The sequence below is a fragment of the Methylobacterium sp. TK26 genome, assembly GCF_055361565.1.
This window is the reverse complement of record NZ_CM143965.1, coordinates 579,938-592,522: the sequence shown is the minus strand read 5'-3', so window position 1 is coordinate 592,522 and position 12,585 is coordinate 579,938. Positions and strand designations below refer to the sequence as shown.

Here is a 12,585-nt window from a genome sequence, read left to right as displayed (position 1 = left end):
GGGGAGCCGATCAGGCCGCCGTCAGGCGGGTCAGGTCGGCATCCTTCGAGAGATGCTGGGAGACGTCGAGGATCTCGACGGCGACGATGCGCCCGGTGGCGTCGAGATCGATCACGAGGCCGGGGCGCACTTCCTCGCTCTCCGCGACGGGAGCCTCGGCGAAGCGGACGTACAGGGCGTCGGCCTCTGCATCGTAGCGCGACTTCACGGCGAACGCCTCCGGTTCCGATCGAGGAAGGCGGTCACGACACGCGCGCCGTCCTCCGTGGGGACGTATATCACGGAGTATCCGCCCGTCGCGTTCGGGCACTGCGCGGAAGGCACGGACCCGTTCGGGGTGCGTCGGATCGGGCTCTGTGGCATCGGGCGCGATGAGGGTTCGCTCGATCCATTCTCGGTCGAGGCCGCGTTCCGTCATCATGTCGATGGCGTGGGCGCCGTCAGTGATTTGCACGGCCGCTTATTCGTTAACGAATCATTGCCGTAACGGTGCCATATCAATATTCCGTTAATACTTATCCTCACACCCCCGCGCGCGGCAGCGTGAGCGTGAAGCATGCCCCGCCGAGCCGGCCGGGGCAGACGGCGATGGCGCCGCCATGGGCCTCGGCGATCTGGCGGGCGATGGCGAGGCCGAGCCCGCTGCCGCCGGTGCGGCGGTTGCGGGAGCCCTCGATCCGGTAGAACGGGCTGAAGATCGCGGCGGCCTCGGCGCTTCCGACGCCGGGGCCGTCATCCTCGACCCGCAGGCTGCATTGCTCCGGCCCGGCCTCGACGGCGATCTCGACCTTGCCGCGCCCGAACTTCACCGCGTTGTCGAGGAGGTTGGCGATCACCCGGCGCAGGGCGACCGCATCCCCCGGCACGGTGGCCTCGGCCACCTCCTCTCCGACGAGGGCGACCGGCTGGCCGAGGGCCGAGCGTTCCGCCGCCTCCACCGCCGCGAGGTCGGCGAGATCGACCCGACCCCGGATCTGCGAGACGGTGGTGCCCCGGGCGAAGGCGAGCGAGGTTTCGATCAGGTCGGTCATGCCGTCGATGTCGGCGGCCATGCGCTCGCGGCCCTGCGCATCCGGCCAGGATTCGGCGCGCAGGCGCAGGCGGGTCAGGTAGGTCTTGAGGTCGTGCGAGATCGCCCCGATCAGGAACGAGCGCTCCTGCAGCAGCGCCGCCACCCGCTCCTGCATGGCGTGGACCGACCGGGCGAGGCGCTGCACGTCCGGCGCGCCGGATACCGGTACGGGACCGGCGGGGGGCGAGCCGTCGAAGGCCTCCGCCGCCGCGCTCAGGCGGCGCAGGGGCCGCATCTCCCGCTGCGCCCCGAGCAGCGCCAGCCCCGCCACGGCGATGCCGAGGATGCCGATCCATAGCCCCGGCGCGAGGCCGAACAGCTTCAGGGAGATCGCCCGTTGCGGCTCGATCTCGTCGAGGACGAGGATCGACCCGTCCTCCAGGCGGGCGACGATGCGGGTCGCGCGGCCGCCCTCGCCGTCGGTATAGGCGCGAAGCCCGTCGTCCTTGCCGGGGCCGGGCCGCTGCAGCGCCTCCGAGAAGGCCCGCAGCATCGCCTCCGAGCGCGGGAGGCGGCGCAGCCCCTCGCCTGGCGGGGCGACGTCCGCGAGGGCGGCGTGCAGGCGGATGCCGCTCACCGCGCGCAGGATGGTCGGCCGCAGGGACGGGTCGGCGCGGGAGAGCAGGTCGATCACCCCCGCCGCCTGCTCCAGGCGCGGATAGGGCGCGACCTGCGCGCTGCGGGTGTTCGCGGGCTCCATGCGGCCGACGAGGATCGCGCCCACGATCACCGCGCCGAGGGCGGCCATCAGGATCAGCATGATCCGGCCGAGCAGGCCGATGCGGCTCAGCATGGCTCAGGCCGGCCGGACGGGGGCGGCGAGGATGTAGCCGGCGTTGCGCACTGTCTTGATCAGGGCCGGCAGGCCGCTGCCCGCCTCGTCCAGCCGCTTGCGCAGGCGGCTGACCTGCACGTCGATGGTCCGGTCGAACACGTCCGCGACGCGGCCCCTGGTCCAATCGAGCAGCTGGTCGCGGGACAGCACCCGCTGCGGCCGCGTGACGAAGCACATCAGCAGGTCGAACTCGGCGCTGGTGAGCGTCACCTCGCGCGGCGCCCCGCCCTCCCCGTCCGCGTGGACCGAGCGGGCGGCGGGGTCGATCACGAGGTCGGCGGCCCGCAGCCGTTCCGCTGATGGGGCCTCCGCGACGGTGCCGTGGCCCCCGCGCGTCCGCCGCAGCACCGCCCGGATGCGGGCCAGCAGCACGCGGGGGTTGAACGGCTTCGAGACGTAATCGTCCGCGCCCATTTCCAGGCCGAGCACCCGGTCGATGTCCTCGTCCTTGGCTGTGAGCATCACGACGGGCGGGCCGCCGCCCTCGCGCAGCCGGCGGCAGATCGAGAGGCCGTCCTCGCCGGGCAGCATCCAGTCGAGCACGATGAGGTCCGGCGCCGGTCCCTGGGCGAGGCGCCGGTCGAGGGCGGCGCCCCCGTCGAGGCTCTCGACGCGGAAGCCTTCGCCTTCCAGGAAGCCGCCGAGCAGCGCCCGGATTTCGGGGTCGTCCTCGACGATGGCGAGCGTGGTGCCCTCGTTCATACGGGGAAGAATAGGCGCCCCGGCCCGGCCCGCAACGGCGGAAAAGCCGCCGTCACAAAACGTTACAGGACGAAAGCACGCCTTTACCTCGGCCGTTGCCGTGCCATAACCCCGTCACGAGGAACGCCAGAGCCGAAGGCCGCACGCGATGAAACTGCCCCGCCGCTTCTTCCAGCCGCTCGCGACCGGCGCGCCGGCTCCCTTCCGGGACCTGCCCGTGAAGCTGGAGCGGATGATCCACTTCGTACCGCCGCACAACGACAAGGTGCGCGCCCGCGTGCCGGACCTCGCCCCCACCGTCGATGTGGTGCTCGGCAACCTGGAGGACGCGGTGCCGGCCGACCAGAAGGAGGCGGCGCGCAAGGGCTTCGTCGCCATGGCGCAGGCGACCGACTTCGCCGCGACCCAGACGGGGCTGTGGACGCGCATCAACGCCCTGAACTCCCCGTGGATTCTGGACGACCTGTTCACCATCGTCTCCGAGGTCGGCGACAAGCTCGACGTGGTGATGGTGCCCAAGGTCGAGGGCCCGTGGGACATCCACTACATCGACCAGTTGCTGGCGCAGCTCGAAGCGCGCCACGGGGTGACGAAGCCGATCCTCGTCCACGCCATCCTCGAGACCGCCGAGGGCGTCGCCAACGTCGATGCCATCGCCTGCGCCTCGCCGCGCATGCACGGCATGAGCCTTGGGCCGGCCGACCTCGCGGCCTCGCGCGGCATGAAGACCACCCGCGTCGGCGGCGGCCACCCCGATTACCGGGTCATCGCCGATCCGGCGGGCGACGCCCCCCGCGCCAGCGCGCAGCAGGACCTCTGGCACTACACCATCGCCCGGATGGTCGATGCCTGCATGGCGAACGGCATCAAGGCCTTCTACGGCCCGTTCGGCGACTTCTCGGATCTGGCCGCCTGCGAGGTGCAGTTCCGCAACGCCTTCCTCATGGGCTGCGCCGGGGCCTGGACGCTGCATCCGAGCCAGGTGGCGCTCGCCAAGACGGTCTTCGCGCCGGACCCGGCCGAGGTCGCCTTCGCCGCCCGCATCGTCGCCGCCATGCCCGACGGGACCGGCGCCGTGATGCTCGACGGCAAGATGCAGGACGACGCCACGTGGAAGCAGGCCAAGGTCATCGTCGACCTCGCCAAGCTCGTGGCCGCCAAGGACCCGGATCTGGCGAAGGTTTACGATCTGGGGTGAGGCGGGGCGGCCTCGTCCCGCCCTCCTACCCTCTGCCTCATCCTGAGGTGCCCGCGTCAGCGGGCCTCGAAGGAGGGCTCCAGAACGCTCTGCGATCCCTGGAACCCTCCTTCGAGGCGGCTTCGCCGCACCTCAGGATGAGGTGATGGGTAGGAGGTTGCGTCTCTTCGATCATGTCGAAGGCGCCTCACACCGTCTCGGTGCCCCACAGCCACGCGGCCCCGCGCACGCCGGAATCGTCGCCGTGCAGGCTCGCGCGGACGGGGGTGTCGAACGCGTCGGAGAAGATGTGCGGGCGCATGGCGTCCGGTAGTCCGGCGATCAACTCGGGGATGCGCGAGAGCCCGCCCCCGACTACGATCACGTCCGGATCGAGGACGTTCACCACCTGCGCCGCCGCGCGGCCGAGGCGGTCGAGATGCCGCGCCAGGGTCTCCCGCGCCGCCGCGTCGCCGCCGCGCGCGGCCGCCACCACGGCCTCGGCGGTCGGCGTGCCGCCGTGGCGCCGGGCGTGGTCGGCGGCGAGCGAGGGACCCGAGACCCAGGTCTCGACGCAGCCGTGCCGGCCGCAATAGCAGGCCGGGCCCGGCCGCTCGTCGTCCCTTGGGCCGGGCAGCGGGCCGTGGCCCCACTCCCCGGCGATGCCGTTGCGCCCCGCATGCAGCCGCCCCTCGATGGCGAGCCCGGAGCCGACGCCCGTGCCGAGGATGATCGCCCAGACCACGCGGGCGCCCGCCCCCGCCCCGTCCGTCGCCTCGGAGACGGCGAGGCAGTCGGCGTCGTTGGCGACCCGCACCGGGCGGTCGAGCCGGGCGGCGAGGTCGGCGCCGAAGGGATGGCCGATCAGCCAGTGGGAATTGGCGTTGCGGACGAGGCCGGTGGCGGGCGACAGGCTGCCGGGCATGCCGACGCCCACGCTGCAGGGGCGCCCGGCCTCCCGCTCCAGCCGCAGGACGAGGTCGGCCACCGCCGCGACGGTGGCCCCGTAATCGCCCCTGGGGGCCGGGACGCGGGCCTCGGCGAGGCGGCGCCCGTCCCGGGCGAGGACGACCCCGGCGATCTTGGTGCCGCCGAGGTCGATCCCGAGCCGTGCCGTCGCGGTCGTCACTCCGCGGCGGCGACCTTGACCTCGGTCGAGACCGGGGCGGGCGAGTTGTCCGTCACCGCCGTGCCGATCCCGATCGGGTTGGCCATCACCTCGTTGAGCTTGGTCCGGTCGAGTTCGCCCTCCCAGCGGGCGACCACCACGCAGGCTACGCCGTTGCCGACGAGGTTAGTGAGCGCGCGGCACTCGGACATGAACTTGTCGATGCCGAGCACCAGGGTCATTGCGGCCACCGGCACGGGGTTGTTCGGGATGGCCGAGAGGGTCGCGGCGAGGGTGATGAAGCCCGCGCCGGTCACGCCCGAGGCGCCCTTCGAGGTGAGCATCGCCACGAGGATGATCGTCGCGTACTGGCCGATCGACAGGTCCGCCCCCACCGCCTGCGCGAGGAAGAGGGTGGTGAGCGTCATGTAGATATTGGTGCCGTCGAGGTTGAACGAATACCCGGTCGGCACCACGAGGCCGACGACCGAATCCGACGCGCCGAGGCGGCGCATCTTGGTCATCATGTGCGGCAGCACCGTCTCGGAGGACGAGGTGCCGAGCACGATCAGCAGCTCGTCCTTGATGTAGGCGAGGAACTTCAGGATCGAGAAGCCCGACACCCGCGCGATGGTGCCGAGCACCACGAGCACGAACAGCAGCGAGGTCAGGTAGAAGGTCGCAACGAGCTGGCCGAGGTCGTAGACCTTCTGGATGCCGTATTCGCCGATGGTGAAGGCCATTGCGCCGAACGCGCCGAGCGGCGCGAGCTTCACGATGATGCCGATGATGCGGAAGAAGATCTGCCCAGCGGTGTCGATGGCGCTGCTGACCACGGCGGCCTTCTCGCCGAGCCCCGTGACGACGCAGCCGGTGAGGATCGAGACGAGGAGCACCTGCAGCAGGTCGCCCGTGGCGAAGGCGTCGAAGAAGCTCTTCGGGATCAGCGCCATGATGTGCGCGACGGTCGAATCCGCGGCGGCCTTGCTCGCATAGCTCGCGACCTTGCTGGCATCGAGCTTCGACGGGTCGGCATGGAAGCCGGCGCCGGGCTGGATCACCTCGCCGACGATCACGCCGATGAGCAACGCCAGAGTGGAGACCACCTCGAAGTAGATGAGCGCTTTCAACCCAACCCGACCGACCTTCTTCAGGTCGCCGATCGAGGCGATGCCGTGGACGATGGTGCAGAAGATGATGGGCGCGATCATCATCTTGATGAGCGCGATGAAGGCGTCACCGAGCCACTTGAGCGATTTGCCGGTCGCCGGATCGTACCAGCCGAGCAGGATGCCGAGCGCGATCGCGATCAGCACCTGGATGTAGAGCACCTTGTACCAGGGCTCCTTGGGAGCGGTGGCCGTGCCCCCCGTCGCGTGGATCGCCTGTGCCATTCTCTATCCTCCGCGCGATCCCCGCGCGTCTCCCTGTGTGTCACGCTATCCGGCTTCGGTAGGCATCTCAACGGCGTGTCCGTAGTCCGCCTCAAGCCTCCGGTGACAAAAACCTGTCAATTGCCGCCGCCGCGCGGTCTTCACCGGACCGGCAATGCGTCACCTTGGCTTTAGGCGTGCGCGATACTGCAACCAAGAGGGTTCGTGTCGACGCCGGCCGCCGCGTCAGCCTCCGGTGACACCCCATGTCGAGGATTTTCCATCTCCGTGCCGGCCTCCTCGGGGCGGCGCTGACATGCCTCTTGCCCGCCCTCCCCGCCGCAGCGGGCGTCGTCGCCCGGATCGATCAGGGGCAGCAGAGGATGCGGGTCTATGTCGATGGGGCGCCGGCCTTCGAATGGCCGGTCTCAACGGCGCGGCAAGGCTTCGTCACGCCCAACGGCGCCTACCGGGTCGGCCGGATGGCCACGATGTGGCGCTCGCGCAAGTATCACGGCTCGCCGATGCCGCACGCGATGTTCTTCCGGGGCGGCTATGCCATCCACGGGACCTACGCCACGGGCGCCCTCGGCCGCCGGGCGAGCCACGGATGCATCCGCCTCTCGCCCGGCCATGCGGCCACCCTGTTCCGCCTCGCCAGGAACTACGGCGGGGCGGCGGTGATCATCCGCAACTGAGGGGGTTCCCCCCTCAGCCCTGGTTCTGGGTGCGGCGGGGCCGGACGGTCCAGCGCTCGAACACCGCGCCCGGATCCTCCGGCTTCTCGGGTTGGGCCGGGTTCTGGTGGATCGCCGCGCCGAGCGCCGCCGACAGGCTCTCGATCACGTCGTCGATGCGGGCATCGCCGTGCACGGCCTCGGCCGGGGTGCCGGACGCGGTCGCCGGGCCGTGATCCTCGGCGCGGGGCGCCTCGTGACGGGGCTCCTCGGCCGGCTCGTGATGCGGCTCGGGCTCGGGGGCCGGCAGTTCGGCCAGCGCCGGGGCGGGCTCGGGCGCCGGGATCGGCAGCGGGGCCGGCACCTGGATCTCCGGCTCGGGGGCCGGGCGGGCGGGCTCGGGGGCCGGCGGCGCGGCCGGGCGGCGCAGGGTGCCGGAGAGGCTGTCGAGGTTCTCGGAGGCGCGCGAGGGGGAATTGTAGCGGCCGAAGCCGAAGCGCGGCTCGATGATGTCCAGCACCGCGTCGAGGGCGGCATTGCTGAGCGACAGCTCGGCCGCCGCCGGCACGCCCTGGATCGCCAGGGCGGAGCGCTCGAAGGTCGGCTCGTTCGTCACCTCGCGGCCGAACCACACCGGCGCCTGGTAGGCGGAGGCCTGCGAGGCATCGTCGAACACGACGCTCACGAGGTCGATGCTGCCGGGGGAGACGTAGCGGTCCACCACGATCTCCCGGCCGCCGGCGGCCAGGGTCGTGCGGTCGTAGGCGGCCTTGCCGGGGCAGACGTCGAGCAGGGCGTCGCCGTGGGCGCGCGGCACCTCGGTGCGCTCCTCGACGCCGTTGTTGACGAGGATGAGCTGGCAGGCCTGCCCGTCCACGCGAACGAAGGAATTGCGGCCGCCCTGCGGGGCGAAATGGCCTTCGGTGATCCGGCTGCTGCCCCGCTCCTTGCGGAGGAGCCTCACGAGGGCCGGGGCGACGAGGAACCTGCGGGTTGTGCTCATGGACTGTTTCACTCCTCACGCCCGGCCCGGCAAGGCGCTCGGGTACGACCGATTGGTCCGGTCACCTTCGACGCACCGAGTCACGTGCAAGTCGAGCGAACGGTTCGGTGGGTTTCGAGCTTGCGCTGCATCGCGAAATGCAAAGCCTGACTGTAGCGTTCCGCAACAGGCGCAAGACCAATCCCGTAGTCTATAGAGCGACTACGCAAAATGGCGCCGAAATCAAGGCGGTAGGCGGGAGGCAGGGGGGATCGTGAGGAGAGTTTCCCCACGATCCCCGCTCCCCATCCACGGGATTCGTCAGGCGGGCTCGAAAGCCAGGGCCGCGCCGTTCATGCAGTAGCGAAGGCCGGTCGGGGCCGGGCCGTCCTCGAAGACGTGGCCGAGATGGCCCTTGCACCGGGCGCAATGGACCTCGGTGCGGGACATGCCGTAGCTGCGGTCGGTGGTGGTCTCCACCGCGCCTTCGAGGGGCGCGAAGAAGCTCGGCCAGCCGGTGCCGGATTCATACTTCGTGCCCTGCTCGAACAGGGGCTGGCCGCAGCCGGCGCAGGCAAAGGTGCCCGCCCGCTTTTCGGCGAGGAGGCAGGACGTGCCGGCCCGTTCCGTGCCGTGCTCACGGAGCACGCGGTACTGATCCGGGCTGAGGCGAGCGCGCCATTCCGCGTCGCTCAGGGTCTCGGCGGGGGCGGTGATGCTGTCGGACATGGGTGTCTCCTTCCCACCGGATATAGGAAGCCTCCCCCCGCCCGTCATGCCGCCGCGCCGACCGTGTCGGCCATCCGCGCCCGGCGGGCGCCCAGCGGCAGGGGCTTGCCCGTGGTGGTGTCGCGCCCGGTCTGGTGCTCGATCTCGGCGTTGATCTCCCCGCCGAGCAGCACGATCGTGGACGAGATCCAGATCCAGGTCATGAAGCCGATCACGGCGCCGAGCGACCCGTAGGTCTCGTTGTAGGTGCCGAAGCTCGACACGTACCAGGAGAAGAGCAGCGAGGCGACGAGCCAGAGCAGCCCCGCCACGAGGCTCCCGACGCCGACCCAGCGCCAGCGCGCGTGCTGCCGGCTCGGCCCGAACCGGTAGAGCACCGAGAGCGCGCCGAGGATCACCAGCAGCAGGGCGGGCCAGCGAAGCGCCGCGATCAGCCACGCCTCCGAGCCGAGCCCGAGGAAGTTGAACACCACCGGCACCACGACGATGGCGTTCAGGGCGATGATCGCGAAGATCAGCCCGCCCACCGTGAAGGTGAGGGAGCGCAGGTTCAGCATGAAGAAGTTGCGCTTCTCCTCCTCCTCGTAGACGACGTTCAGGGCGTCGAACATCGCCTTCATCGCGGCGTTCGCGCTCCAGATCGACACGAGCAGGCCGGTGAAGAAGGTGAGCCCCAGCGTGCCGCCGGGCTTGGACGCGATGCGCTTCACCTGATCGCCGATGATCTCCACCGCGCCCGAGGGCAGCACCGCGTGGAGCTGCGCGAGGTGCTCGTTGATGACGCTGGCATCCGCGAACAGGCCGTAGAGCGTCACCAGGGCGATGATGCCGGGGAACAGGGCGAGCAGGGTGTAGAAGGTCACGCCCGCCGCGACGGCGAGCACCCTGTCCTTGATGAATTCGAGATAGACGCGGATCAGGATGTCCTTCCAGCCGGAGGCGGGGATATCCGCCGGGTGCTCGGCGTGGCGCCCGCGCTCGGGCTGCGTCGCCGTGATGAGCCGCGCCGCATGGCCCTCGATGGAGCGCGCCCCAAGGGTCGAGGCCGGCTTGCGCCGGCCCTCCGGGTCCGGCTCCGGCGCGGGGATCGCGGCGGCGTCCCGCCTCGGCTGGACGAGGGTCAGCGCGACGAGCGCCGAGCCGAGCATCAGGATCCACAGGGTCGAGGCTTGATCGGGCGGGCCGCCGGGGCGGGGGGAAGGCGTCGTCATCGGGGTTCGGCCGGGGCGAGGTGGGCGGTATTGCCACGCTCCGCTGTTTCGCAAACGTCGGCCTCGCCGGCCCGTTCCGCGTGACGGAACGGCGCCTCGCGCGTTGTGCCCCCATGCCAAACCGCGCCCCCTCGCCCGCACGCCTCGGATTCTGCTGCACCTTCGTCCTCGACGAGCCGCCGGGCACCCATGCCACCCTCAAGGCCGCGCGGGAGGCCACCCGCGCCATGAACCTGACGACCGTGACCATGGCGCATCTCGCCAAGCTCGACCCCGCCGCCCGGCGGGAGAAGCTTGTCGGCGTCGTGACGCACAACCTGACGGCCCTGTCGCGCCAGATCGCCTGGGTCGGCGCCCGCCCTCCCCTGGAGCGGCTGCTGCGCATGGGCAGCAACGTCCTGCCCGGCTACACGCACCTGTCCGTCCAGGCGCTCTATGCCGAGCCGGCGATGCGTAAGACCGTCGAGACGGGGCTGGCCGAGGCCGGGGCCCTCGCGCGCAAGCTCGGGGTGCGGCTGAGCTTCCACCCCGGCCCGTTCTGCCTGATCGCGAGCCGGAACCCGGCGGCGATCGAGAACGGCCTCTCCGAACTCGACTACCACGCCGAGCTGTTCGGCCTGATGGGCTATGGCGGCGGCTGGCATCCGCACGGCGCGCACATCAACATCCATGTCGGCGCAGGCGACCCCGGCGTCGCGGGCTTTCGCGAGACCCTGCCGCGGGCGAGCCGCCTCGCCCGCGACCTCGTGACGGTGGAGAACGACGAGAACCTGTTCGGCCTCGACGAGGTGCTGCGGTTGGCCGACCTCGTGCCCGTCGTCCTCGACCTGCACCATCACTGGGTGCAGAGCGGCGGCGAATATCTCGAACCGGACGATGCCCGGATCGGCCGGGTGATCGAATCCTGGCGTGGGGTGCGGCCGGTGGCGCATATCAGCGTCTCGCGGGAGGCCGTCATCACCGAGGGCGCGGAGAGCCGCCTCCCGGACTTCCCCGCGTTGCGCGAGGCGGGCCATTCGGTGCGGGACCTCGCGGCCCATTCGGATCTGATGTGGAACCGGGCGGTGAACGACCTCGTGTCCCGGCACCTCGCCTGGGCCGATTTCGAGATCGAGGCCAAGCACAAGAACCTCGCCTCCATGCAGATCGCCGCCCACATCCTCGCTTTGGAGCAGGCGGCGGCCGCCTGAGCGCCGAGACTTGCGCGGCGCCGGGGGCCTGCTCTAGGCATCCTGTCATGAAGACCGCCGATTGCGACATCCTGATCGTGCCCGGGCTCGGGGGCTCCGAGGAAGGCCACTGGCAGGCCCGCTGGGCCGGGCGCCTCCCGACGGCCCGGATCGTCGCGCAGGACGACTGGCACGTCCCCACCCCCGAGGAATGGTGCGGGCGGGTGGCCGCGGCGGTCGGAGAGGCGACGAAGCCCGTCATCCTCATCGCCCACAGCCTCGGCGTCGTGGCCTGCGTCGAGGCGGTGCCGCGTTTCCCCGAGGGCGTGGTGCGCGGCGCGTTGTTCGTGGCGTTCCCCGACGTGGAGGAGGCCCTCCACCTCCCCGACTCTGTGCGCGCCTTCGCCCCCGTCCCCCGCGACCCCCTGCCCTTCCCGTCCCTGCTGGTGGCGAGCCGCACCGACCCCCATTGCACCTACGACCGCGCCGACGACTTCGCCCATTCCTGGGGCGCACTCACCGTCGATGCGGGCGAATCGGGCCACATCAACGTCGCCAGCGGCCACGGGCCCTGGCCGGAGGGGTTGATGCGGCTGGCCGGATTCTTGAAGGGGTTGTGAAGTTGGGATGCGTCCGGGGCGATGGCGCCGATCCCTGTTGCGAAGCTCTCAACGGCCGCTAGACTTCGACTCATGGCTCGCCTGTCGACCGAACCGTCCGCCGTCTCCCTGCTCGATCCGGTCCGCCGGACCGCCCTCGTTTCGCTCGCCGAAAGGCAGGCGCGCCCGCCTATCGATCTCCTGAACGACGCCGTGGATGCCCTGGTCGAGACCGACCGTTGGCAGCGCACCGAGATCGAGGCTGCCCTGCGAGAGGCCGATGCCGGCGACTTCGCTTCCACCGAGGAGGTCGAGGCGGCGTTCGCGCCACGGTGAGAGTACGGTTCACCCGGCGCGCCCTGCGCCATCTTGGGGATGTCCGTGCCTATATCGGCGTGGATGACCCGGCGGCCGCCCAACGGGTCATCGATCGCCTGCGCGAGGCAATCGACGGGCTGATTCTCTACCCGGAGCGTGGTCGGCCCGGTCGCGTACTCGGAACCCGCGAACTCGTCGTGTCAGGCACACCCTACATTGTGCCGTATCGGATCATCGACGAAACGGTCGAAGTGCTGGCCATCATGCACGGCGCCCGTGCTTGGCCCCATTCGCGCTTTTGACCGCCCCGCGTTAACCCCGCGTTTACCCTCGGGGCGTCGAGTGTTGGCCCTGGGGTGGCGTGCTGCCGTCCCGCCCCCGGAGAAACCCGTGACGCGCAAAGAGCTCCTCGCCCGCCTCGACGCGGTCCAGGCCGCCCTCGGCCCCCGTGCCCACAAGACGTTCAACTCGTCGCTGTTCAACGATACCGCCCTGCTGAAGCGGATCGAGGCGTTCGAGGCTCAGGTCGGCGAGCCTGAGAAGCCCAAGGTCGCCGATTACACCGGCAACATGTTCTCCCGCATCGCCAACCGGCGGGCGGCCGCCGGGCGCTGAGCGCCCGACGACGGTGAG

General features: G+C 70.8%; 15 protein-coding genes and 1 pseudogene. 7 read left to right on the top strand and 9 right to left on the bottom strand.

Going from position 1 to position 12,585, the window contains the following annotated elements; all coding sequences use genetic code 11:
• Positions 1 to 10: 10 nt before the first annotated feature.
• From ACXJ1Y_RS02980 to ACXJ1Y_RS02965, 4 genes and pseudogenes are all read right to left on the bottom strand, one after another.
• Positions 11 to 208 (bottom strand): DUF2283 domain-containing protein, encoded by a 198-nt coding sequence (locus ACXJ1Y_RS02980; RefSeq protein ID WP_463850017.1) that lies wholly within the window; start codon positions 206 to 208, stop codon positions 11 to 13.
• Positions 209 to 343: 135 nt separating this feature from the next.
• Positions 344 to 418: pseudogene (locus ACXJ1Y_RS02975) on the bottom strand (DUF4258 domain-containing protein); the annotation flags it as partial.
• Positions 419 to 521: 103 nt separating this feature from the next.
• Positions 522 to 1,865 carry a sensor histidine kinase gene (locus ACXJ1Y_RS02970; RefSeq protein ID WP_463848688.1) on the bottom strand — a complete coding sequence of 448 codons (1,344 nt, stop codon included), beginning with the start codon at positions 1,863 to 1,865 and terminating at the stop codon, positions 522 to 524.
• A gap of 3 nt (positions 1,866 to 1,868) precedes the next feature.
• Entirely contained in the window at positions 1,869 to 2,609 is a 741-nt protein-coding gene (locus tag ACXJ1Y_RS02965; RefSeq protein ID WP_463848687.1) for a response regulator, read from the bottom strand.
• Between the two features lie 148 nt (positions 2,610 to 2,757).
• On the opposite strand from ACXJ1Y_RS02965, the gene ACXJ1Y_RS02960 reads away from it, so the two are divergent.
• Positions 2,758 to 3,807 carry an HpcH/HpaI aldolase/citrate lyase family protein gene (locus ACXJ1Y_RS02960; protein WP_463848686.1) on the top strand — a complete coding sequence of 350 codons (1,050 nt, stop codon included), beginning with the start codon at positions 2,758 to 2,760 and terminating at the stop codon, positions 3,805 to 3,807.
• 187 nt (positions 3,808 to 3,994) lie between these two features.
• Here ACXJ1Y_RS02960 and ACXJ1Y_RS02955 read toward each other — a convergent pair whose 3' ends face one another.
• Both ACXJ1Y_RS02955 and ACXJ1Y_RS02950 read right to left on the bottom strand, forming a co-directional pair.
• Positions 3,995 to 4,915, bottom strand: coding sequence for an ROK family protein (locus tag ACXJ1Y_RS02955; protein WP_463848685.1), 921 nt, complete (start codon positions 4,913 to 4,915; stop codon positions 3,995 to 3,997).
• Entirely contained in the window at positions 4,912 to 6,288 is a 1,377-nt protein-coding gene (locus ACXJ1Y_RS02950) for a dicarboxylate/amino acid:cation symporter (RefSeq protein WP_463848684.1), read from the bottom strand. Before ACXJ1Y_RS02950 ends, ACXJ1Y_RS02955 begins: the two co-directional genes overlap by 4 nt.
• Before the next feature lie 245 nt (positions 6,289 to 6,533).
• Between ACXJ1Y_RS02950 and ACXJ1Y_RS02945 the strand changes: the two genes are divergently transcribed.
• Positions 6,534 to 6,965, top strand: coding sequence for a L,D-transpeptidase (locus tag ACXJ1Y_RS02945; protein ID WP_463848683.1), 432 nt, complete (start codon positions 6,534 to 6,536; stop codon positions 6,963 to 6,965).
• Positions 6,966 to 6,978: 13 nt separating this feature from the next.
• Here the strand turns inward: ACXJ1Y_RS02945 and ACXJ1Y_RS02940 are convergent, their stop codons facing one another.
• The 3 genes from ACXJ1Y_RS02940 to ACXJ1Y_RS02930 form a co-directional block, all read right to left on the bottom strand.
• Positions 6,979 to 7,947: a hypothetical protein gene (locus ACXJ1Y_RS02940; protein WP_463848682.1), complete on the bottom strand. Its 969-nt coding sequence runs from the start codon at positions 7,945 to 7,947 to the stop codon at positions 6,979 to 6,981.
• Positions 7,948 to 8,247: 300 nt separating this feature from the next.
• Positions 8,248 to 8,655 (bottom strand): peptide-methionine (R)-S-oxide reductase MsrB, encoded by a 408-nt coding sequence (gene msrB, locus ACXJ1Y_RS02935; protein ID WP_342163693.1) that lies wholly within the window; start codon positions 8,653 to 8,655, stop codon positions 8,248 to 8,250.
• Between the two features lie 44 nt (positions 8,656 to 8,699).
• Positions 8,700 to 9,803, bottom strand: a complete 1,104-nt coding sequence (locus tag ACXJ1Y_RS02930; RefSeq protein WP_463850016.1) for a YihY/virulence factor BrkB family protein — start codon at positions 9,801 to 9,803, stop codon at positions 8,700 to 8,702.
• A gap of 176 nt (positions 9,804 to 9,979) precedes the next feature.
• On the opposite strand from ACXJ1Y_RS02930, the gene ACXJ1Y_RS02925 reads away from it, so the two are divergent.
• From ACXJ1Y_RS02925 to ACXJ1Y_RS02905, 5 genes are all read left to right on the top strand, one after another.
• Positions 9,980 to 11,056: an apurinic/apyrimidinic endonuclease family protein gene (locus ACXJ1Y_RS02925; RefSeq protein WP_463848681.1), complete on the top strand. Its 1,077-nt coding sequence runs from the start codon at positions 9,980 to 9,982 to the stop codon at positions 11,054 to 11,056.
• Between the two features lie 47 nt (positions 11,057 to 11,103).
• A complete protein-coding gene (locus ACXJ1Y_RS02920; protein WP_463848680.1) occupies positions 11,104 to 11,655 on the top strand; it encodes an RBBP9/YdeN family alpha/beta hydrolase in 552 nt (183 codons plus the stop codon).
• Between the two features lie 72 nt (positions 11,656 to 11,727).
• Complete coding sequence (locus ACXJ1Y_RS02915; protein WP_463848679.1) at positions 11,728 to 11,970, top strand: CopG family ribbon-helix-helix protein; 243 nt, start codon at positions 11,728 to 11,730, stop codon at positions 11,968 to 11,970.
• Complete coding sequence (locus ACXJ1Y_RS02910) at positions 11,967 to 12,254, top strand: type II toxin-antitoxin system RelE/ParE family toxin (RefSeq protein WP_463848678.1); 288 nt, start codon at positions 11,967 to 11,969, stop codon at positions 12,252 to 12,254. Before ACXJ1Y_RS02915 ends, ACXJ1Y_RS02910 begins: the two co-directional genes overlap by 4 nt.
• An 88-nt stretch (positions 12,255 to 12,342) precedes the next feature.
• Positions 12,343 to 12,567: a hypothetical protein gene (locus ACXJ1Y_RS02905; protein ID WP_463848677.1), complete on the top strand. Its 225-nt coding sequence runs from the start codon at positions 12,343 to 12,345 to the stop codon at positions 12,565 to 12,567.
• The last annotated feature ends 18 nt before the right edge of the window (positions 12,568 to 12,585 follow it).